This window comes from Achromobacter sp. RT286_PF (genome assembly GCF_059760425.1).
Genome location: NZ_JCBAMR010000018.1, coordinates 57,065 through 77,862, shown reverse-complemented (window position 1 = coordinate 77,862; position 20,798 = coordinate 57,065). Strand labels below are relative to the sequence as shown.

20 protein-coding genes are annotated in these 20,798 nt (G+C 63.1%); 9 read left to right on the top strand and 11 right to left on the bottom strand.

The window, feature by feature from the left end:
* Position 1: 1 nt before the first annotated feature.
* Positions 2–1,177: a PQQ-dependent sugar dehydrogenase gene (locus AC6LJY_RS15840; RefSeq protein ID WP_498136326.1), complete on the bottom strand. Its 1,176-nt coding sequence runs from the start codon at positions 1,175–1,177 to the stop codon at positions 2–4.
* Between the two features lie 137 nt (positions 1,178–1,314).
* Between AC6LJY_RS15840 and AC6LJY_RS15835 the strand changes: the two genes are divergently transcribed.
* A complete protein-coding gene (locus tag AC6LJY_RS15835) occupies positions 1,315–1,929 on the top strand; it encodes a glutathione S-transferase family protein (RefSeq protein ID WP_498136325.1) in 615 nt (204 codons plus the stop codon).
* Between the two features lie 117 nt (positions 1,930–2,046).
* On the opposite strand, the gene AC6LJY_RS15830 is transcribed toward AC6LJY_RS15835, so the two are convergent.
* A complete protein-coding gene (locus AC6LJY_RS15830) occupies positions 2,047–2,997 on the bottom strand; it encodes a LysR family transcriptional regulator (protein ID WP_314355653.1) in 951 nt (316 codons plus the stop codon).
* A gap of 120 nt (positions 2,998–3,117) precedes the next feature.
* Between AC6LJY_RS15830 and AC6LJY_RS15825 the strand changes: the two genes are divergently transcribed.
* From AC6LJY_RS15825 to cuyB, 3 genes are read left to right on the top strand one after another with little or no spacing between them, the layout of a single operon-like run.
* The gene (locus tag AC6LJY_RS15825; protein ID WP_120155464.1) at positions 3,118–4,098 is read left to right on the top strand and encodes a Bug family tripartite tricarboxylate transporter substrate binding protein; all 981 of its coding nucleotides are present in this window, start codon (positions 3,118–3,120) and stop codon (positions 4,096–4,098) included.
* 6 nt (positions 4,099–4,104) lie between these two features.
* Positions 4,105–5,586: an N-acyl-D-amino-acid deacylase family protein gene (locus AC6LJY_RS15820; RefSeq protein WP_485131782.1), complete on the top strand. Its 1,482-nt coding sequence runs from the start codon at positions 4,105–4,107 to the stop codon at positions 5,584–5,586.
* Position 5,587: 1 nt separating this feature from the next.
* Complete coding sequence (cuyB, locus tag AC6LJY_RS15815) at positions 5,588–6,331, top strand: cysteate racemase (RefSeq protein ID WP_498136324.1); 744 nt, start codon at positions 5,588–5,590, stop codon at positions 6,329–6,331.
* A 78-nt stretch (positions 6,332–6,409) separates the two neighbouring features.
* Here cuyB and AC6LJY_RS15810 read toward each other — a convergent pair whose 3' ends face one another.
* The 7 genes from AC6LJY_RS15810 to proC all read right to left on the bottom strand — a co-directional run bounded on the left by AC6LJY_RS15810 (position 6,410) and on the right by proC (position 13,201).
* The gene (locus tag AC6LJY_RS15810) at positions 6,410–7,111 is read right to left on the bottom strand and encodes an ABC transporter ATP-binding protein (RefSeq protein WP_498136340.1); all 702 of its coding nucleotides are present in this window, start codon (positions 7,109–7,111) and stop codon (positions 6,410–6,412) included.
* Positions 7,111–7,878: a high-affinity branched-chain amino acid ABC transporter ATP-binding protein LivG gene (livG, locus tag AC6LJY_RS15805; RefSeq protein WP_046806298.1), complete on the bottom strand. Its 768-nt coding sequence runs from the start codon at positions 7,876–7,878 to the stop codon at positions 7,111–7,113. Before livG ends, AC6LJY_RS15810 begins: the two co-directional genes overlap by 1 nt.
* A complete protein-coding gene (locus AC6LJY_RS15800) occupies positions 7,875–9,110 on the bottom strand; it encodes a high-affinity branched-chain amino acid ABC transporter permease LivM (RefSeq protein ID WP_162941207.1) in 1,236 nt (411 codons plus the stop codon). The genes livG and AC6LJY_RS15800 overlap by 4 nt, the downstream gene beginning before the upstream one ends.
* Entirely contained in the window at positions 9,110–10,036 is a 927-nt protein-coding gene (livH, locus tag AC6LJY_RS15795) for a high-affinity branched-chain amino acid ABC transporter permease LivH (RefSeq protein WP_050728699.1), read from the bottom strand. Before livH ends, AC6LJY_RS15800 begins: the two co-directional genes overlap by 1 nt.
* A gap of 190 nt (positions 10,037–10,226) precedes the next feature.
* Positions 10,227–11,342: a high-affinity branched-chain amino acid ABC transporter substrate-binding protein gene (locus AC6LJY_RS15790; protein ID WP_104143925.1), complete on the bottom strand. Its 1,116-nt coding sequence runs from the start codon at positions 11,340–11,342 to the stop codon at positions 10,227–10,229.
* A gap of 474 nt (positions 11,343–11,816) precedes the next feature.
* Complete coding sequence (locus tag AC6LJY_RS15785; protein WP_046806301.1) at positions 11,817–12,371, bottom strand: queuosine precursor transporter; 555 nt, start codon at positions 12,369–12,371, stop codon at positions 11,817–11,819.
* Positions 12,368–13,201: a pyrroline-5-carboxylate reductase gene (proC, locus tag AC6LJY_RS15780; protein ID WP_219992473.1), complete on the bottom strand. Its 834-nt coding sequence runs from the start codon at positions 13,199–13,201 to the stop codon at positions 12,368–12,370. The genes AC6LJY_RS15785 and proC overlap by 4 nt, the downstream gene beginning before the upstream one ends.
* 193 nt (positions 13,202–13,394) lie before the next feature.
* Between proC and ugpB the strand changes: the two genes are divergently transcribed.
* From ugpB to AC6LJY_RS15760, 4 genes are all read left to right on the top strand, one after another.
* Positions 13,395–14,708 (top strand): sn-glycerol-3-phosphate ABC transporter substrate-binding protein UgpB, encoded by a 1,314-nt coding sequence (ugpB, locus tag AC6LJY_RS15775; RefSeq protein ID WP_046806303.1) that lies wholly within the window; start codon positions 13,395–13,397, stop codon positions 14,706–14,708.
* 199 nt (positions 14,709–14,907) lie between these two features.
* Complete coding sequence (gene ugpA / locus AC6LJY_RS15770; RefSeq protein WP_046806304.1) at positions 14,908–15,789, top strand: sn-glycerol-3-phosphate ABC transporter permease UgpA; 882 nt, start codon at positions 14,908–14,910, stop codon at positions 15,787–15,789.
* A 21-nt stretch (positions 15,790–15,810) separates the two neighbouring features.
* Entirely contained in the window at positions 15,811–16,662 is an 852-nt protein-coding gene (gene ugpE, locus AC6LJY_RS15765; RefSeq protein WP_046806305.1) for a sn-glycerol-3-phosphate ABC transporter permease UgpE, read from the top strand.
* Positions 16,663–16,711: 49 nt separating this feature from the next.
* Positions 16,712–17,800 carry a sn-glycerol-3-phosphate import ATP-binding protein UgpC gene (locus tag AC6LJY_RS15760; protein ID WP_046806306.1) on the top strand — a complete coding sequence of 363 codons (1,089 nt, stop codon included), beginning with the start codon at positions 16,712–16,714 and terminating at the stop codon, positions 17,798–17,800.
* Between the two features lie 168 nt (positions 17,801–17,968).
* On the opposite strand, the gene AC6LJY_RS15755 is transcribed toward AC6LJY_RS15760, so the two are convergent.
* Complete coding sequence (locus tag AC6LJY_RS15755; protein WP_046806307.1) at positions 17,969–19,096, bottom strand: branched-chain amino acid ABC transporter substrate-binding protein; 1,128 nt, start codon at positions 19,094–19,096, stop codon at positions 17,969–17,971.
* Positions 19,097–19,467: 371 nt separating this feature from the next.
* On the opposite strand from AC6LJY_RS15755, the gene AC6LJY_RS15750 reads away from it, so the two are divergent.
* Positions 19,468–20,064: an RBBP9/YdeN family alpha/beta hydrolase gene (locus AC6LJY_RS15750; protein ID WP_046806325.1), complete on the top strand. Its 597-nt coding sequence runs from the start codon at positions 19,468–19,470 to the stop codon at positions 20,062–20,064.
* A gap of 173 nt (positions 20,065–20,237) precedes the next feature.
* Here the strand turns inward: AC6LJY_RS15750 and AC6LJY_RS15745 are convergent, their stop codons facing one another.
* Entirely contained in the window at positions 20,238–20,738 is a 501-nt protein-coding gene (locus AC6LJY_RS15745) for a Dps family protein (protein WP_046804920.1), read from the bottom strand.
* Positions 20,739–20,798: the final 60 nt, after the last annotated feature.

Below are 20,798 nucleotides of genomic sequence, written 5' to 3'. Positions count from 1 at the left end.
CTTACCCTCCTGATTGCGCTGGCGCTACCCGCAGCAGTTGCCCCGGCGATGCGTCCGTCAACACATACACATAACCGTCCGGCCCTTGCCGCACGTCACGTATGCGGCTCTTGCGATCCACCAGCAGCCATTCCTGGCCCACGACGCGCTTGCCGTCCAGCGTCAGGCGGATCAAATTCTGATTGCCCAGCGCGCCGATAAAGACGGAATGCTTCCAGGCCGGAAAGCGGTCGGCGTTGTAGAACGCCATGCCGCTGATAGCGGGTGACTTGGCCCACCAGAACAGCGGCGGCTCGGTGCCCGGCGCGGTCTCGCCCTTGGCCTCGGGGATGGGCTGGCCCGAATAGTTGATGCCGTAAGTCGCCAGCGGCCAGCCATAGTTCTTGCCCGGCTGCACCACATTGATTTCATCGCCGCCGCGCGGGCCGTGTTCGTTTTCCCAAAGCTCGCCGGTCCAGGGGTTCATCGCCATGCCCTGCGGGTTGCGATGCCCATACGACCAGATTTCCGGCCGCGCACCGGTCTTGCCCACGAAGGGGTTGTCGTCGGGCACCGAACCATCCAGCTTGAGGCGCACGATCTTGCCTTGCAGCTTGTCCAGGTCCTGCGCCGTGGGGCGCTGGTTGTTCTCGCCCAGCGAGATGAACAGGTGGCCTTTGCCGTCAAACACCAGGCGCGACCCAAAATGCAGACCCGAGGATAGCTTGGGCGCCTGCCGGAACAGCACTTTGAAGTCTTCCAGCGCGGTCGCATCGTCGGACAGCCGGCCACGGCCCACGGCGGTGCCGCTTTTATCACCGTCGGACTCGGCATACGACAAGTACACGTAGCGATCCTTAGCGAAGTCGGGCGACAGCGCCACGTCCAGCAAACCACCCTGCCCGCGCGCCGCCACGTTGGGCACGCCCGCCAGCGGCTTGGACAACCCGCCCGGCGTGCGCAACAGACGCAGATTGCCGGGTCGTTCGGTGATCAGCACACCGCCGCCATCGGGCAGGAAAGCCAATGCCCAAGGATGATCCAGCCCCCCGACAACCGCCGTCACGTTCGCCGGCACCGACGCGGGCTCCTGCGCGGCGCGAGCCGGCGTTGCGGCCCAGATGGCGCCGGCCAGTATCAACGTGGAGAAAGCAAAACGGGGAATCGCGCGCGAGCTTGCGGCGGTGCGTGACTGCATGGACATCTCCGGCGGCAACGAGTGGGAATGCGGGCGCGGGTGGCATGACAAGTTGGCGCCAAGCGCGCCGGAGGTGGCGTACCATAGCGCCCAAGGACGGGGGCCCGCCCGTTCTTTCGTTCAGGAGACCCGATCACATGAAACTTTACTACATGCCCGGCGCGTGTTCGCTCGCTTCCCATATTGTTCTGGAGTGGGTGGGCAAGCCCTATGAAACGCATCAATTGAGCCGCGAAGCGCTCAAGGGGCCCGACTTTCTGAAGGTGAATCCGCTTGGCGCCGTGCCCGCATTGAGCGACGGTGACTGGACCCTTACGCAGAACGTAGCCATCCTGGAATACATCGCCGAGCAGGCCCCGCAGGCCAAGTTGCTGGGCGACGGCAGCGCGCGCTCGCGCGCCGATGTCCGCCGTTGGCTGGGCTTCATCAATTCCGACATCCACAAGACCTTCTCGATGATCTTTGGCGCGTCTCGCTTCCTGGGCGATGAAGCCGCGCAGAAAGAGCTGGCGGGTTCGGCGTCCAAGCTACTGACCAAGCTGTTCGCGCAGCTGGATGCACAATTGGCCGGCAAGCCGTATCTGGCGGGCGACGCGCCTTCCATCGCCGATGCCTATCTGTACGTGGTGCTGCGCTGGGCGCGCGCCAAGGAAATCGACCTGGTCGGCCAGGACAATCTGGCGGCGTTTGAAAAGCGCATGGAAGCCGACAAGGGCGTCCAGGCCGCCTTGAAGGCCGAAGGGCTGGCGTAATCCCAAGTCCGCGGTCCTGCGTCCGGCGTCCTGCGTACCGCGCCCTGCGAGCCCCGCACCGCGCACCGCGCCGGAAACACTCCGCGCTTGCTCTTAACCCGCCGACAACGGACGCATTCACTGCGTGTCGGCGGCGCTTTCCAGCTCCAGCGTTTTTTTCACCGCCGCCAAAAACCTGCGCGCCAGCAGCGGCGGCGCGCTCAGGTTCGAATGCGTGGCCCAGATTTCAACGCTGGCCTCGGGCGCGATCGGCCGCAGCACCATGTTTGCGGACTGCTCGGGCGATACGCACCACGCGTCCACCAGCGCCGGCCCCAACCCCTGCTGTACGAACGAACACGCCGTCACCGGCGAATGCACTTCTATGGCGGCGGCATGGCGTGGCCCTGCGCCAAAAAAAGTGACCAGCGCTCGGCCCAGCGGCGTGTCGCGCGGATAGCCGATCCACGCGGCGGATGAAAAATCCTCGGGATGCACCACCTTGTGGCTGGCCAGCGGGTGCGCAGCGGGCATCACGCACACCACGGGAACACGCGCCAGCCGCACCGACGTCAAATTGGGATGATCGGGCGGCTGCATGGAAATGCCGATGTCCGCCTGGCCCGACAAAAAGTACGCCGCCAGTTCGTCGAACGTCACGCTGCGGTAGTCCACCCGGGCGTCCGCATTACGGCCGCGAAAGCGCTCAAGCGCCATCGGAATCAGCCGCTGCCCAAAGCTGGCGCTGGCCACGATCTTCAGCATGCCCGCGCCGGATTGACCCAGGCTGGCGGCAAGGTCGTTCACGCGCTGGATGCCGCCATACACCTGCTCTACTTCCGCATACAGCCGCCGCGCTTCAGCCGTGGGCGACAAGCGGCTTTTGACGCGTTCAAACAAGCGATAGCCCAGCCGGCTTTCCGTCAGCGCCAGCACGCGGCTGACGGCCGGCTGCGACACATGCAGCATGCGGCCCGCGCCACTGATCGAGCCGGCCATCATGATCGCCCGGAAGACCTCGATCTGACGCAGGTTCAACGGCCGTCCCGCGCTGGGTCCGACCTCGTCCGCATAGCCGTCCGCAACCATTTTTTCTTCCCCTTATCGATAACGGCGGATTATAGGATTGCCACATTTTTCGATGATGCAGCGCCGCAACGCGGGTGTAATCTGCGCCCGTCACCACAACAAAACAAGGGGAATACCACCATGCATCGTCAATTTATCCGCAGCCTTTGCGCGCTGGCCGTCAGCGCCACACTGGTGGCCACCGCATCGGCCGCCAACGGCTATCCCGACAAGCCCATCACGTTCGTCGTGCCGTCCGCCGCCGGCGGTTCGCCCGATGTGCTGTCGCGCCTGATCACCACCCAGATCGCCAAGGACACCGGCGCCACGATGGTGATCGAAAACCGTCCCGGCGCGGCCGGCAACATCGGCATTGCGCTGGTCAAGCGCGCCGCCCCGGACGGCTACACGGTGGGCTACGGCAACATCAACACGCTGGCGGTTAACCGCTCGCTGTTCAAGCGCCTGCCCTACGACGTCGACCAGGACCTGACGCCGGTCGCGCATATGTTCGACCTGTACAACGCGCTGATCGTGCCGGCCGAATCGCCCGTCAAAAGCGTGCAAGACCTGATCGACCGCGCCCGCAAGGAACCGGGCCGCTTGTCGTATGGCGCGTCGGGCGTGGGCACCACCGGCCACATGGGCGGCGAACTGTTCAAGAGCATGGCCAAGCTGGACGTCATGTTCATCCCGTACAACGGCGGCCCCGCCGCCATTCAGGACTTGCTGGGCGGTCGCCTGGACTACCTGTTCGTCAACACGTCCGAAGCCGCACCGCTGGTCAAGAGCGGCAAGGTGCGAGCCATCGGGGTCAGCAGCCTGAAGCGCCTGGCGCTGATGCCTGATGTGCCCACGCTGGACGAATCCGGCCTGAAGGGCTATGAAACGGTGGCCTGGGGCGGCGTGGTCGCGCCCAAGGGTACGCCGGCCGACGTCGTTACCAAGCTGAACGCCGCCATCCAGAAAGCCCTGGCCGCACCGGACGTGCGCACCGGCCTGGCCACGCTGGGCGCCGAACCGGCAACGGGCTCGCCGGAAGAGTTCAAGCAGTTGATCGACCGTGAAACCGCCAAGTGGCAGAAGATCATCGACACTGCCGGCATCGAGAAACTGGACTAAGCCTTCATGACGCAGCACACCTTGCAGGCAGACTTCATCGTGGCCGGCGCCACGCTTATCGACGGTTCGGGCGCGCCCGCCCGCCAGGGCGACGTGGCCGTGCTGGGCAAACGCATCGTGGCCGTGGGCAGTTTTGCGCACCCCGCGGGGGTGCCGGTCATCGATGGCCGGGGCCAGGTGCTGGCGCCCGGCTTCATCGATTCCCACACCCACGATGACGGCTACCTGCTGGCGCACCCCGACATGCTGCCCAAGGTGTCGCAGGGCATCACCACGGTGGTGACCGGCAACTGCGGCATCAGCCTGGCGCCGTTGGAATGCGACAGCATTCCCCAACCGCTGGACCTGCTGGGGCCGCCCGAGCTGTTCCGCTTTGGTACGTTTCGCGCGTGGATGGACGCCTTGCGCGACACGCCCGCCGCCGTGAACGTCATTGCGCTGGTGGGCCACACCACCTTGCGCGTGGCCGTCATGGACGACACCTCGCGCCCCGCCGACGACGCTGAGCGTGCCGCCATGCGGGCGCTGCTGCAAGAAGCGCTGGACGCGGGCGCCTTCGGCGTGTCGACGGGAACGTTCTATCCGCCCGCCAGCGCCGCGCCCACCGACGAAATCATCGACGTGTGCCGGCCTTTGCTTCCCGCGCATAACGCGGGCCGGCGCGGCCTGTACGCCACCCACCTGCGCGACGAGGCCGACCATATCGTGCCCGCCATGCAAGAGGCGCTGCTGATCGGCCGTGAACTGGACTGCCGCGTGGTCTTCTCGCATCACAAGCTGGCCGGCGAACGCAACCATGGCCGCACGCGCGAAACGCTGGACCTGATCAACCGCGCCGCCGCCAATCAGCCCGTTTGCCTGGACTGCCATCCCTACCCCGCCACGTCCACGATGCTGCGCCTGGACCGCGCGCGGCTGGCCAGCCGCACGATGATCACGTGGTCCAAAGGCTACCCCGACGCCACGGGCCGTGACTTCAGCGACGTCATGCAAGAGCTGGGCCTGGACGACGAGGCCGCCGTGGCGCGCCTGGCTCCCGCTGGCGCCATCTACTTTTTGATGGACCCCGCCGACGTCAACCGCATTTTTGCGCATCCGCTGACGATGGTCGGTTCGGACGGCCTGCCGTTCGATCCGCACCCGCACCCCCGCCAATGGGGCACCTTCACCAATGTGCTGCGCACGATGGTGCGCGAACAGCAGCTACTGTCGCTGGAAGCCGCCATCCACAAGATGACCGGCCTGGCGGCTGACCAATATGGCATCGCCGAACGCGGTCTGCTGCGCCAGGGGTATCATGCTGACCTGGTGCTGTTCGATCCTGCCACGGTAACGGATGTGGCCACTTTTTCAGCTCCCATTCAGGCAAGCCAGGGCATCCACGCGGTGTGGGTCAATGGCCGCCAGGTGTGGGATGGGGAACGGACCACCACGCAACGCCCGGGCCAGGTTTTGACGCCCGGTGATGCCTTAGCCCGGAGTGTATAAAGTGAAGACGTTTTCCCAGGGATGCTACCTGGGTGTATTGGGCGGTATGGGTCCCATGGCCGGCGCGGCCTTTGCCCTACGCCTGGCGGCGCTGACGCCCGCCGCGATTGACCAGCAGCACATCCCCACGCTGCTGCGCAACGATCCCCGCATTCCCGACCGGTCCAGCGCCTACATGGCCGGCGGCGAAAGCCCCCTGCCCCATATGGTCGAAGGCGTGCGCTTTCTGGAACAGGCGGGCGCGCAACTGATCGCCATCCCCTGCAACACGGCGCATCTCTGGTACCACGACATCGCGGCCGCCACCGGCGTACCGGTGCTGCACATCATCCAGGCCGTCATTGACGACCTGCGCCGCCTGGGCTTGCCGGGCGGGCGTATCGGCCTGATGGGCACGGCTGCTACGTTGAAGCTGGGCTTGTACCAGAAGCACCTGCTGGCGCAAGGCTACGAGTGCATCGTGCCGGATGACGACGAGGTCGAACGCTATTGCATGGGTTCGATTCGCGCCGTCAAAGGCAACCGCCTGGAAGACGCGTTCGCGCCCGCCGCGGAATACATCGCCCGCCTGAAAGCGCGCGGCGCCGACGCCGTGGTGCTGGGCTGCACTGAACTGCCGCTGGCCGTGCCGCACGCGCTGCGCGCCAGTCTGGGCGTGACGCTGACGGACTCCATCGACGCCTTGGCCCGCGCCGCCATCGCGCACTATGAAGCGGATCTGGCCAAGCAGCTGATCGCGGCCTGACCGGAACGGGCGGAAAAAAAAAGCGCATCTTTCGATGCGCCCGAATTTCCCTTCGCGGGGAATGTGTCAACGCGGTTCTTATCCGCCCAGGTACGACTTGCGGACTTGATCGTTGACCAGCAAATTGGCGCCCGTGTCTTGCAACACGACGCGGCCGTTTTCAAGCACATAACCGCGATCGGCCACGCCCAGCGCCTTGTTCGCGTTCTGCTCCACCAGGAATACCGTCACGCCCTGCTCGCGGATTTCGCGGATGATGTCGAAAATCTGCGCAATCACCAGCGGCGCGAGCCCCAGCGTGGGCTCGTCCAGCAGCAGCAGGCGCGGGCGCGTCATCAGCGCGCGGCCGATCGCCAGCATCTGCTGCTCGCCGCCCGACATCAGCCCCGCGCGCTGGGCCGAACGCTCTTTCAAACGCGGGAACAGGCCGTAGACGTGATCGATGCCCTCTTCGATTTCAGCGCGCTTGGAAAAAAAGCCGCCCATCATCAGGTTTTCAGCAACGGTCAGGTCCTTGAACACGCGCCGGCCTTCAGGCGAAATGGCGATGCCATTGCGCATGATGTGGTGCGTGTCCTTGTGGGTGATGTCCTCTCCTTCGAACGTGATCTTGCCTTCACGCGCGCGCGGGTTGCCGCAGACCGTCATCAACAGCGTCGTCTTGCCGGCACCGTTAGCGCCGATCAAGGTGACGATTTCGCCCTTGTTGACCTCTACCGACACGCCGTTCAACGCCTGGATGGCCCCGTAAAAGGTGTGTATGTTTTCCAGCTTAAGCATCATTCCTCCCCCAGGTACGCTTTGATGACGCGCTCGTCGTTGCGCACCTGCTCGGGGGTGCCGGTGGTGATCGGCTTGCCGTGTTCCATGACCAGGATACGGTCGGAAATGCCCATGATCAGGCTCATGTCGTGCTCGATCAGCAGCACCGCCACGCCGAACTCGCGGCGCAGCTGGTCGATCAGCGATTGCAGATCGCGCTTTTCCTGCGGATTCAGGCCGGCTGCCGGTTCATCCAGCATCAACAGACGTGGCTTGGTGATCATGCAGCGCGCGATTTCCAGACGGCGCTGGTGGCCATAGGCCAGGTTGCCCGCTTCGCGGTTGGCGAATTCGCGCAAACCCATGAAATCCAGCCACTGCGCCGCGCGCGACAGCGCTTCGGCTTCCGACTGTCGATAGCCCTTGAGCTTCAACAAGCCCGGCAGCAGCCGCGATTCCACCTGCGTGTGCTGCGCCACCAGCAGGTTTTCCAGCACGGTCAGCTGCTTGAACAGGCGCACGTTCTGAAACGTGCGCACCAGGCCATGGCGCGCCACCTTGTGGCTGGGCAAACCGGTGATCGGCTTGCCGTCCATGATGATGTCGCCGGCCGTGGGCGCATAGAAGCCGCCCACGCAGTTGAACACGGTGGTCTTGCCGGCCCCGTTGGGGCCGATGATGGCGAAGACCTCGTCGGATTGGACTTCAAACCCCACGCTGTCCACGGCCAACAGGCCGCCGAACCGCATGGTGAGCCCGGATACTTTCAGCAATGCCTCGCTCATTTAGACAGCTCCACGTGGGGACGCTTCATGGGCAACAACCCCTGCGGACGCCACATCATCATCAACACCATCACCAAGCCGAACATCAGCATCCGGTACTCGGCGAACTCGCGCGCCAGCTCGGGCAGCACGGTCAGCAGGATGGCCGCCAGAATCACACCCACCTGCGAGCCCATGCCGCCCAGCACCACAATGGCCAGGATCAACGCGGATTCGATGAAGGTGAAGGATTCCGGGTTCACCATGCCCTGGCGAGCGGCAAAAAACGCCCCGCCAAAACCGGCGAACGTCGCGCCCAGCGTGAAGGCAGACAGCTTGATGCGCGTGGGGTTGAGCCCCAGCGAGCGGCACGCGATTTCGTCTTCGCGCAGCGCTTCCCAGGCGCGTCCGACCGGCATGCGGATCAAACGCGTGGAAACGAACAACGTAATCAGGGCCAGCAGCAGCGCCATCATGTACAGATAGATGACCATGTGCTGGTTCTGGAACGTCAGGCCGAAAAAGTCGTGGAACGTGGTGCCGCCTTCGGTGCTGGCGCGACGGGTCATTTCCAGGCCGAACACCGTGGGCTTCGGAATGCCGGAAATGCCGTCCGGGCCGCCGGTCAGCGTGTTCAGGTTGATGAGCAGCAGGCGGATCATTTCGCCGAAACCCAGCGTCACGATGGCCAGGTAATCGCCCCGCAACCGCAGCACCGGAAAGCCCAGCACGAAGCCGAACAAGGCCGCCATCGCGCCCGAGAACGGCAGCGCTTCCCAGAAGCTCCAGCCGCCCCAGTGATACAGCAAGGCGTAGGTGTACGCGCCCACGGCATAAAAGCCCACGAAGCCCAGATCCAGCAGCCCCGCAAAGCCCACCACGATGTTCAGACCCAGGCCCAACATCACGTAGATCAGCACCAGGGTCGCGATGTCGACCGAGCTGCGTCCCGCGAAGAATGGCCAGATGACCGCGATGGCAAGCAGCAACAGCGCCAGCCCCTTGTGGCTCTTGGCGGGCGCCGACGGCAGTGTCGGCAGGCCCGTCTTGAGCTTCTGGAACGGAATGGCGATCCACGGGCGCAGCATCTGGAACACAAACACCACGGCCGCGGCAAGGGCCACCAGGCCCCAGTGCGATTCCATCGACGTGCGCGCACCCTGACGAATCAGTTGCAGGCCAAACACCGGGGTAACGATGACCGCCGTCAGCACGGCCGCCATCGTGGCGTTTTTAATATTGTTTTTGGACATCAGACTTTTTCCACCTCAGGTTTGCCCAACAGCCCGGTGGGACGGAACAACAGAATCAGGACCAGCAGCGAAAACGCCACGATGTCCTTGTACTGTGACGAGATATAGGCAGCCGCGAAGGTCTCGGCCAGGCCCAGCAGCACGCCGCCCAGCATCGCGCCGGGGATGCTGCCGATGCCGCCCAGCACCGCCGCCGTAAAGGCCTTGATGCCGGCCAGAAAGCCGATGAACGGGTTGAGCTTGCCGATGGTGATGGCGATCAGCACACCGCCCACCGCCGCCAGGATCGCGCCCATCACGAACGTGAACGAGATCACGCGGTTGGTGTCGATGCCCAGCAGATTGGCCATGTGCATGTCTTGCGAGCAGGCGCGCGAAGCGCGGCCCATGCGCGAATACTTAATGAACAGCGTCAGGCCGATCATCAGCACCACCGTCACGACGATGATCATGATGCGCGAATACGGCACCGTCACGTCGAAGTCGGATCCCATGTGGAACTGCACGGCGCCGGATACCAGCGACGGCACGGCCATGTCGCGCGCGCCTTGGCCCAGGGCCACCCAGTTCTGCAGGAAGATCGACATCCCGATTGCCGAGATCAGCGCCACCAGGCGGGGGCTGCCTCGTACGGGGCGGTACGCCACGCGTTCGACCGAGAAGCCGTAGATGCCGGTCACGGTAATGGCCACAAGCAGCATGGCGGCAATGATGAACGGCACCGGCAGCCCGCTATTGGTGCCGATGGACGTCAAGGTGACCAGGCCGACATAGGCGCCGATCATATAGATTTCGCCGTGGGCGAAGTTGATCATACCGATGATGCCGTAGACCATTGTGTAGCCGATGGCGATCAACGCGTAGATCGCGCCCAGAGACAATCCGTTGAAGAATTGCTGGGTAAGTTGGGGTATGAGGTCAGACATTATTCTCTTGCTCCAAATGGTTCCGGCCCCGGTGAGAAGACCCGGAGCCGGAAACCTGGGCGTATTTTATAAGGGCCTGTGGTCACCGCTTGCCGGCCGCACAGCGCTTTTGGCGCATCGCTACGCGGATTACGGCACAACGAAGACGACAGGCCCTACACGCCGGCACCGTGCCGGCGGGATCGCGAGTTTACAGCTGGGTCTTCTTTCCGTCCTTGTCCCACTTGTAGACGGCGAATTCGAAGTTCTTCAAATCGCCCTTGGCGTCGTATTCGACCTTGCCGATGCCGGTATTGAACGTGGTCTTGTGCATGTAGTCCGCGACCTTGGCGGGATCTTCGCCCACGGCGTTGATGCTGTCGGCCAGGATCTGCACGGCGGCGTACGCGGGCATCTGGAAGGCGCCGTCCGGATCGCGCTTGGCGTCCTTGAAGGCCTTGACGATGCTTTCGTTGCCGGGCAGCTTGGTGAAGTCAGCCGGCAGCGTGACCAAGAGGCCGTCGATGGCCGGGCCGGCAATCGCCACCAGATCCTGGTTGGCCGTGCCTTCCGGACCCATGTACTGAACCTTCAGGCCTTGTTCACGCGACTGGCGCAGCAGCAGGCCCAGTTCAGGGTGATAGCCGCCGAAGTAGACCAGGTCCACGCCCGCCGACTTCAGCTTGGTGATGATGGCCGAGTAGTCGCTGTCGCCAACGTTGATACCTTCGAACAGCGCCACGTTGACGTTCTGCTTGGCCAGCGCGTCCTTCACTTGCGTGGCCACGCCCGAGCCGTACGTCTGCTTGTCGTGCAGCACGGCAACCTTCTGCGGCTTCAGCGTCTTGGCGATGTACGCGGCGGCGTACGGGCCTTGCTGGTCGTCGCGGCCGATCGTGCGGAAGAAGAAATGCGGCTTGATGGTGTCGGTAACCAGCGGCGACGTGGCGCCCGGGGTGATGCCGACAATGCCCTCTTCCTCGTAGACCTTCACGGCGGCCACGGTCACGCCCGAGCAAGCGTGGGCCACGGCGAACTTGGCGCCGGAGTTGACCACGCGGTTGGCGGCCGGAACGGCCTGCTTGGGTTCGCAACCGTCGTCGATCAGGATGGGTTCAAGCTTCTTGCCCTTGACCCCGCCCTTGGCGTTGATGGTTTCAATGGCGGTCAGGGCGCCGGCCTGGATCTGGTCACCGTATTGGGTGTTGGGGCCGGTCATAGGCTGGGGAATGCCAATCTTGATCGTGTCGGCGGCGTGCGCGGCGCCAGCCAAGGCAAGTGCCCCAAGCGCCATGGCAACCGGGGTAAGGCGATTCAGAAACTTCATGCGGAGTTCTCCAGCGAGGTTTTGAGCGGCTCTGATCGAAACGGTTAGTCGGGTGGATACCCCGCAATCCGTATCGCGCGTCGCCGGCTTCTTGGGCAAAAACACGGTGTGGGCGGTATTCTGGAAGCAAGCCGCCATACTGTCACTGCGTGTAATCCCCAATATTTAGCGCCAAACGTTTAATCGTGACGGATCAGTTTTGCAAGCCCATGAAATCGCTGGGAAAATCGCGGAATTTACAGGCGGGACAGGGCCTGCTTCGCGCCACCGCTGCCACCTGCGGATATATGAATAATCATTAATACAGCGTTCGAATCAGGCGGGGTCTCGCATTTAAATACACTGCTTACGCCGGACTTACGAATAATCATTATCCGGTTAATAAAAAAGCGCGTATGGCAAGCGGAGAAACCGCTGTCCATACGCGCTTTTTTTGGCACTGCGAACCGACGTTGCGATCCGGGCCCGTTACCTTCAGGCGTTGGCCGGCCGGGCCAGGTTCCACATCAGCGCACGGAACGGCGCCAACATGCTGATATTGACCACCAGCTTGATGGCCAGATCGCCCATCAGCCAGGTCGTCCAGGGCGCCCCCGTGGCGGCGAACGCCACGCTGAAGAACACCACCGTATCCAGAATGGCGCCCAACACGCCCGACACCAGCGGCGCGCGCCACCAGCGTTGGTCGCGCAGGCGGTCAAACACCTGGATGTCAACCAGCTGCGCGCAGATGTAAGCCAGGCCGGACGCCAGCGCAATGCGCGGCGAGGCCACCCAGAACGACACCACCAATGCGGCCGCAAAGCCGAACCAGACCACGCGCCGCGCGGCGCCCGGGCCAAAACGGCGGTTCAGTACGTCGGTCACCAGGAAGGCGATGGGGTACGACAGCCCGCCCCACGTCAACCAATCGTTTAGCGGCACCTGCACCAGAATGTTGGAGCCCACCACCACCAGCAGCATGCACAACACGGCGATGCCGAATTGCGTGCGGCTCATGGCGGGAAAGCCCCGGCTTGCCTTGATCATTTCCCAAATTCCTCTGCCAGCTCGCCCGACCGGCGGGCCGCGGCGGCCATGGCGTCTTCAACGATGCCGGTAAACCCCGCCGCGCCGAATGCCGCCAGCGCCGCCGCCGTGGTGCCGCCCTTGGACGTAACGCGCTCGCGCAGCACGGACAAGGGTTCGTCAGATTCCGCCGCAAGCTTGGTAGCGCCGGCCAGCGTGCCCAAGGCCAACTGCTTGGCTTGCGCTTCGGTCAGACCGACCTTCAAGCCGCCGGACACCAGGGCTTCCAGGAACAGGAACACATAGGCCGGCCCGCTGCCCGACAACGCGGTCACGCCGTCCAGCGCGGCGTCGTCGGCCACCCACACCACCTGCCCCACGCTGGACAGCAACTGCGCAGCCAGTTCGCGGTCGGCCTCACCCACGCCGTCCAGCGCGGCCAGGCCCGTCATGCCGGCGCCCACCAGCGCGGGCGTATTGGGCATGCAGCGCACCAGCCGCTTGAACGGCGCGTCGGGCGTGCCGAGCCAGCCGGCCAGCGTGTCGGCGCGAATGCCAGCGGCAACGCTTACCACCAAGGTGTCGTCCCGAAGCCACTGACGTGTGGAAGCCACAACATCTTTCATGTTCTGTGGCTTGACCGCGAACACCCAAACGCGGCACCGCGCCAGGGCCTCGTCGGGAGCCACCGCCGTGGTCATGCCGCGCGCCTGCCACGCCGCGTGGCTATCCTTATTAATGTCAATGACATGGATGTTCCCGGCGGGGCATACTTTGCCGGCCAGACCGGAGGCCAAAGCGGCCGCCATATTGCCGCCGCCAATGAACGCAATCGAAAGTTCGTTTTTCATAGCGCAGCATTGTAATCGGTCAACTACGTTGGGGAAAAAAAAGAAAATGTTCGTTCGCGCCTGAAACGCGCAATTTGACAGGCGTTTGGAGTGATGTGAAAGTCACGGTTTTGTCACAAACAATTCATAAGGTGTCGTGTTTTCCGTGTCCGGACAACCCGGTCACAACACGCCCATCAGGAGGAACTTCACCATGCGATCACACCGTATTGCTTTAACCTTCGCCGCCGTCATGGCTGCGTTCGCGGGCGCGTCCGCGCATGCCGCCACCGAGATCCAGTTCTGGCACTCGATGGAAGGCGCCCTGGGCGACCGCGTCAACGGTCTGGTTGACGAGTTCAACAAGAAGAACCCTGACTACCAGGTCAAGGCGATCTACAAGGGCAACTACGGCGAATCCATGAATGCCGGCATCGCCGCGTTCCGCGCCGGCAATGCGCCGGACATCCTCCAAGTGTTCGAAGTCGGCACCGCCACGATGATGTACGCCAAGGGCGCCATCAAGCCGGTCCAACAGATGTCGGAAGAAGTCGGCAACCCGATCGATCCGAAGGAATTCATCGGCGCCGTGGCCGGCTACTACTCGTCGGCCGACGGCAAGCTGGTGTCGATGCCCTTCAACAGCTCGACCGTTGTCTTCTACTACAACAAGGACGCCTTCAAGAAGGCCGGCCTGGACGCCGACAAGCCGCCCAAGACCTGGGAAGAGCTGGCCGCCGCCGGTCAGAAGCTCAAGGCCGCCGGCCAGGAATGTGGCTACACCACGTCGTGGCCGTCGTGGGTTCAGCTGGAAACGTTCTCGGCCTGGCATAACGTGCCGTACGCCACCAAGGACAACGGTTTCGGTGGCCTGGACGCCCGCATCGCGATCAACACCCCGCTGCACGTGCGCCATCTGGAAAACCTGGCCAAGCTGGGCAAGGAAGGCATCTTCATGTACGGCGGTCGCGGCGACGAGCCGAACTCGCTGTTCATCAGCGGCAAGTGCGCCATGATCACCGGTTCGTCGGGCCTGCGCGCCAACATCGCCAAGAACGCCAAGTTCGAATTCGGCACTTCCACCGTGCCCTACTACGCCGACGTGCAAGGCGCCCCGCAGAACACCATCATCGGCGGCGCTTCGCTGTGGGTCTTCGCCAACAAGAAGCCGGAAACCTACAAGGGCGTGACCGCGTTCTTCAAGTTCCTGGCCAGCCCGGAAATCGCGGCTCGCTGGCACCAGCAGACCGGCTACGTGCCGGTCACCAAGGCGGCCTACGAACTGACCAAGAAAGACGGCTTCTATGAAAAGAACCCGGGTACCGAAGTTGGCGTCAAGCAGTTGAACGTTGAAACCACCGCGCAATCGCGTGGTTTGCGCCTGGGCTTCCTGCCGCAGATCCGCGAAATCGAAGACGCTGAAATCGAACGCATCGTGTCCGGCAAGGTTGCGGCCAAGGACGGCGCCGAGAACATCGTCAAGCGCGGCAACGAGTTGCTGGAAAAGTTCGAGAAGAGTGTAAAGTAGCGCCCTTTCCGGGATTCCGTCAGTCGATTGCCTTCGCGCATTTCTCAAGCGTGACAATGACTTAACGGCCAATCCGGATACGAGCGCAAGGCTTAAAGCCCTGGTTTTTTTAGGGCTTTAAGCCTATCGTATTTTTATGAAAGCGGTTTCAAGCGGCGGTTAATCCAACCGCCGCTTTTCTGTACCTTGGGTACCCCCTATGGAAAAACGCGTTGTATTCGGGCATAAGACCCTGCCCTATCTGCTGCTTCTGCCGCAGCTGATCATTACCGTGGTCTTCTTTTTCCTGCCCGCCGGACAAGCCATGTGGCAGTCCATGCGGTTGGAAGACGCCTTCGGTTTGTCGTCCGAGTTCGTCGGCCTCGACAACTTCATGGAACTGTTCTCGCAACAGGCCTACCTTGATTCCTTCCGTGTCACCGCCGTGTTCTCGGTGCTGGTGGCCGTTGTCGGTCTGGGCGTGTCCTTGCTGCTGGCCGTCATGGCCGACCGCGTGATCCGCGGCGCGGGGCTCTACAAGACCCTTCTGATCTGGCCTTACGCCGTGGCGCCCGCCGTGGTCGGCGTGCTGTGGCTGTTCATGTTTTCGCCTTCCGTGGGCATTCTGGCTGTCGCGCTGCGCAAGTCCGGCGTGGACTGGAACCCGCGCCTGGACGGCAACCAGGCCATGATGCTGGTACTTGTCGCCGCCGTCTGGAAGCAGATCTCGTACAACTTCCTGTTCTTCCTGGCAGGCCTGCAATCGATTCCGCGCTCGCTTATCGAAGCCGCCGCGATCGACGGTGCCAGCCCGGCGCGCCGCTTCTGGAGCATCGTGTTCCCGCTGCTGTCGCCCACCACGTTCTTCCTGCTGGTGGTCAACATCATCTATGCCTTCTTTGACACCTTCGCCGTTGTGGACACCACGACGCAAGGCGGTCCCGGCACGTCGACCTCGATCCTGGTCTACAAGGTGTACAGCGACGGTTTCCGTGGCCTGGACCTGGGTTCGTCCGCTGCCCAGTCGGTCATCTTGATGTTCATTGTGGTTGCCTTGACGGTCGTACAGTTCCGCTACGTCGACCGCAAAGTGCAGTATTGATTTTGTTCGAGGCTAATAACAATGGTTGAACGCCGTCCCTGGCTGGATATTCTGGCCCACTTCATTCTGCTCTGCGGCGTGGCGATGGTGGCATTTCCGCTCTACATCACTTTCGTCGCGTCCACGCAGACTGCTCAGGAAGTGGCGCAAGCGCCGATGTCGCTGATTCCCGGCCCGCACTTTGTCGATAACTACATGCAGGCGCTGTTCGGCGGCTCGTCCGGCGGTTCGTCGGGCGCGCCCGTCGGCCGCATGATGTACGTCAGCCTGATCATGGCGTTGTCGATTTCCATCGGCAAGATCGCGATCTCGCTGCTGTCGGCGTTCGCGGTCGTGTACTTCCGCTTCCCCGGCCGCATGTTCTTTTTCTGGATGATCTTCGTCACGCTGATGCTGCCCGTCGAAGTCCGGATCGCGCCTACCTACAAAGTGGTCGCAGACCTGGGGCTGCTCAATAGCTACGCCGGTCTGACGTTGCCGCTGATCGCCTCGGCCACCGCCACTTTCCTGTTCCGCCAGTTCTTCCTGACGGTGCCGGACGAGCTCATCGAAGCAGCGCGCATCGACGGCGCAGGCCCCGTGCGGTTCTTCTTCGACGTCCTGCTGCCGCTGTCCAAGACCAGCATCGCCGCCCTGTTCGTGATCCAGTTCATCTACGGCTGGAACCAATACTTGTGGCCGCTGCTCATCACCACGCAGGAAGACATGTACCCCGTCGTCATCGGCATCAAGCGGATGATCAGCGGCGGCGACAGCGTGACCGAATGGAACATCACCATGGCCACCGCCATGCTGGCCATGATTCCGCCGGCGCTCGTCGTCATCCTGATGCAGAAATGGTTCGTCAAGGGTCTGGTCGACACTGAAAAGTGACGCTTGCCCGCCCTCGCCTACCCGAACACGACTCCGAACACGAATAAACATGGCTACTCTCAGCTTCCGTAACGTCAAGAAAACCTATGCCGGTAATGTGCCGGTCATCCATGGCATCGACATGGATGTCAAAGACGGCGAATTCATCGTCATCGTCGGCCCGTCCGGCTGCGGCAAATCCACGCTGATGCGCATGGTGGCCGGCCTGGAAACCGTGACCAGCGGCGACATCGTCATCGACGACAAGGTCGTCAACAACCTGGAACCCGCCGAACGCGACATCGCGATGGTGTTCCAGAACTACGCGCTCTACCCGCACATGACCGTGTTTGAAAACATGGCCTATGGCTTGAAGATCCGCAAGTTCTCCAAGGACGAGATCAAAAAGCGCGTGGACATCGCCGCGCAGATTCTTGAACTGGGCCACCTGCTGGACCGCCGTCCCCGCGCGCTGTCCGGCGGCCAGCGCCAACGCGTGGCCATGGGCCGCGCCATCGTGCGTGAACCCAAGGTGTTCCTGTTTGACGAACCGTTGTCGAACCTGGATGCCAAGCTGCGCGTGGCGATGCGCCTTGAAATCATGAAGCTGCACCGCCGCCTGGGCACGACCAGCCTGTACGTGACGCACGATCAGGTCGAAGCCATGACCTTGGCGCACCGCATGATCGTCATGTACCAAGGCGTGCCCGAGCAGATCGGCACGCCGATGGAAGTGTTCGAAAAGCCCGCCTCGACGTTCGTAGCCGGCTTCATCGGCTCGCCCCCGATGAACTTGATGGAAGTACAGGTGGCAGGCGACGGTACCGTGCAAACGGCCGACGGCACGCCGCTGGAAATCTCGCCGCTGCAAGTGCCCTCGCAAGTGCGCGGCCGCAAGATCATCATGGGCATGCGTCCGGAGCACATGCTGCTGAACACGCAAGGCGTGCCGGCCGAAGTTGAAATGGTCGAGACACTGGGTTCGGAACAGCTGGTGCACTGCCGCTGCGGCAAGACTACCCTGGTCGTGCGCTGCACGACGCGCCAATTGTCGGAGTCGTCCGCCAAGGTGGGCAACCGCGTCAACGTCGGCCCGGACGGCCGCCACCCGCTGCACTGGTTCGAAGCCGACACCGGTCGGCGCGTACAGGGGCTGTAAGCCTATCGGCGGGCGCGCCCCCGGCCGGCCATCCGGCCGCCGCGTTCCCCCGCCTGCCCGGCAATAAAAAAAACGGACCGCACGCCTTATGGCTTGCGGTCCGTTTTCTTATGCAGCGGCGGGCTTGCGCCCGCCCGCGCATGACTTCCCGGTATTACTTGCTGGGTATTACTTATAGACGGTCTTGGAACCGTCCTTGTGCCAGGTGAACACCTCGAACTGGAAGTTCGTCAGGTCGCCCTGCTTGTTCCACGACACCTTGCCGATCGGCGTGTCGAAGGAATTGGCGTGCAGGTACTTGGCCACCTTGGTCGGGTCGTCGCTACCGGCGCCCTTGATGCCGTCGGCAATGACCTGGGTGGCCGTGTAAGCCGTCATCTGGAACGCGCCACCCGCGTTGCGCTTCTTGGCTTCAAACGCCTTGACGATGTCTGCGTTGGCGGCGTTCTGGGTGAAGTCGGCCGGCAGGGTCAGCAACATGCCTTCGACGGCATCGCCGGCAATGGCGTTGATGTCCGGGTTGCCCGCGCCTTCCGGACCCATCCACTTGGCCTTCACGCCTTGCTCGGCGGCCTGGCGCAGCAACAGCCCCATTTCGGGGTGGTAGCCGCCGTAGTAGACGAAGTCCACGCCTTGGGCCTTGAGCTTGGTGATGACGGCCGAGTAGTCGCTGTCGCCGGCATTGACGCCTTCGAAAATCGCGACGGGCACGCCGCCCTTTTCCAGGTCGTTCTTGACGGCGGTGGCGATGCCCTGGCCATACGACTGCTTGTCGTGCAGCACGGCGGCCTTCTTCGGCTTGATCTTTTCCAGCACGAACTTGGCGGCGGCGGGACCTTGCTGGTCATCGCGGCCGATGGTGCGGAAGATGAACTCGTAGTTCTTGCCGTCAGTGACCGCGGGCGCCGTGGCCGACGGCGTCACCATGACCACGCCTTCGTTGTTATAGATATCAGCGGCAGCGATGGTCGCGCCCGAGCACACGTGGCCCACCACAAAACCGATCTTGCTGTTCACGACGCGGTTCGCGGCAACCGGGCCTTGCTTGGGCTCGCAGCCGTCGTCGATCACCACGGCTTCCAGCTTCTTGCCGTTGACGCCGCCCGCGGCGTTGATGCGTTCAATGGCGGTATCCACCCCTTCGCGGACCATGTCGCCATATTGCGTAACGGCGCCCGTGGTGGGGCCGACCACGCCGATCTTGATGGTTTGCGCGTGCGCTCCCGCGGCAAACGTCAGGCCAGCGGCGACTCCCAGCGCCGCGATGACCGGGGTCAGACGAAATACTGGCTTCATGAGTGGACTCCTTTAATCGCTTTAATCATTGGTTTTCGTAGCGGGCGGACGCCGGATACCAATAAGTTCACGCCCCGCCACGGTGCTTTTGCACGGCAAGCATACACCGAAAGAATGCGGCTTTTATGCCCATCCGGCCCGACTTCCGGCGGGGTCCGGGCGCGGTGGTGCCGCATCGTGCAAAGCCTTCTTCGATACGCGGCGCCCGCTTCAGCCCGGGCTACGTTTGATAGGAAGGGCTGCCTTCCGGTAGGGCGAGGTCGGACAGGCAGGCCGCATTCCGGGCTGGCCTGGCCTTATACCCGGTGCGGTATATGCAAAAGACGATTTATTCGTTTGAGTTACAAGCGCCGCGCGGCAAGATGGCCGCCATGAGACTCCAACCGATCATCGTCCCCGGATGGAAAAACTCCGGACCCGAGCACTGGCAATCCCGCTGGGCAGCCACGCTGCCCCACGCCGTGCGCATCGAACAACGCGACTGGGAAAACCCGTTGCCCGCCGAATGGGTGTCCACGCTGGCCGCCGAAGTCGACCGCGCGCGCAGCCCCGTCCTGCTGGTCGCCCACAGCCTGGGCTGCCTGATCAGCGCCTCCCTGCCCATCCCCCTGCGCGCCAAAGTCGCCGGCGCGCTGCTGGTCGCCCCGGCCGACGTCGAACGCCCCGACGCCCCCGCCTGCCTGCGCGCCTTCGCACCTATCCCCCGCCAACCCCTGCCCTTTCAAAGCGTGGTCGTGGCCAGCGACGACGACCCCTACTGCCGATTGGAACGCGCGCGCAAATTTGCCGAGGATTGGGGCAGCCGGGTCGTGGTGCTTTCGGGCGCGGGGCATATCAACGCGGAAAGCGGGCTGGAGGAATGGCCGCAGGGGTTGAAGATATTTGGGGCGCTGAGACGCCGGGCGTCCTGGAGGATCCCGACGCCGGCGAAGAGAATCCCGCCGGTGCCGGCGTGTGGGATATTTTGAACTCGCCTTGATAGATAGACGTAGGTGGTTCGCGGGAAAGCCACGTAACAAAACGGCACAGAATGAACACGGCCGCCAGTAGGCGGCCGTTTGTGGTCCCGAATCGGCTTTTGTCAGACTTGCTGGACGGCTATGTCCGTCCGATCAAATCCCCAAGAGATCCGATGTGGAGCTTACTGCAGCAAGCTCCGCAGCATCCATGCATTCTTTTCATGCACATCCAAGCGCTGCGTCAGCAGATCAGCCGTGGGCTGGTCGTTAGCCGCGTCGGCCTTCTCGAACGCCGAACGTGCCGTCTTGGCGACCGACTCATTGCCGCTAACCAAAAGGCGCACCATTTCCAGCGCTTCCGGCACGGTTTCCGGTTCGGCAATCGACGACAGCTTGGAATATTCGCGGTACGTGCCCGGCGCGTAGTGGCCCAGGGCGCGGATGCGTTCAGCGATGCTGTCCAACGCGGTCCACTCTTCCGTGTACTGCGTCATGAACATCTGGTGCAGCGTGTTGAACATGGGCCCCGTGACGTTCCAGTGGAAGTTGTGCGTCATCAGGTACAGCGTGTACGAGTCGGCCAGCAGCTTGGATAATTCGCCGGCGACGGCCGCGCGGTCCTTGTCCGAAATGCCGATGTTGATGCGCGGAACGCTCGGGGTCTTCTTGGGGGACTTGGCCATTGCTAGCTCCTATTAGGAAAAGTACGAAAGAAGGATACCACTGCAAAGATGATGAAATGG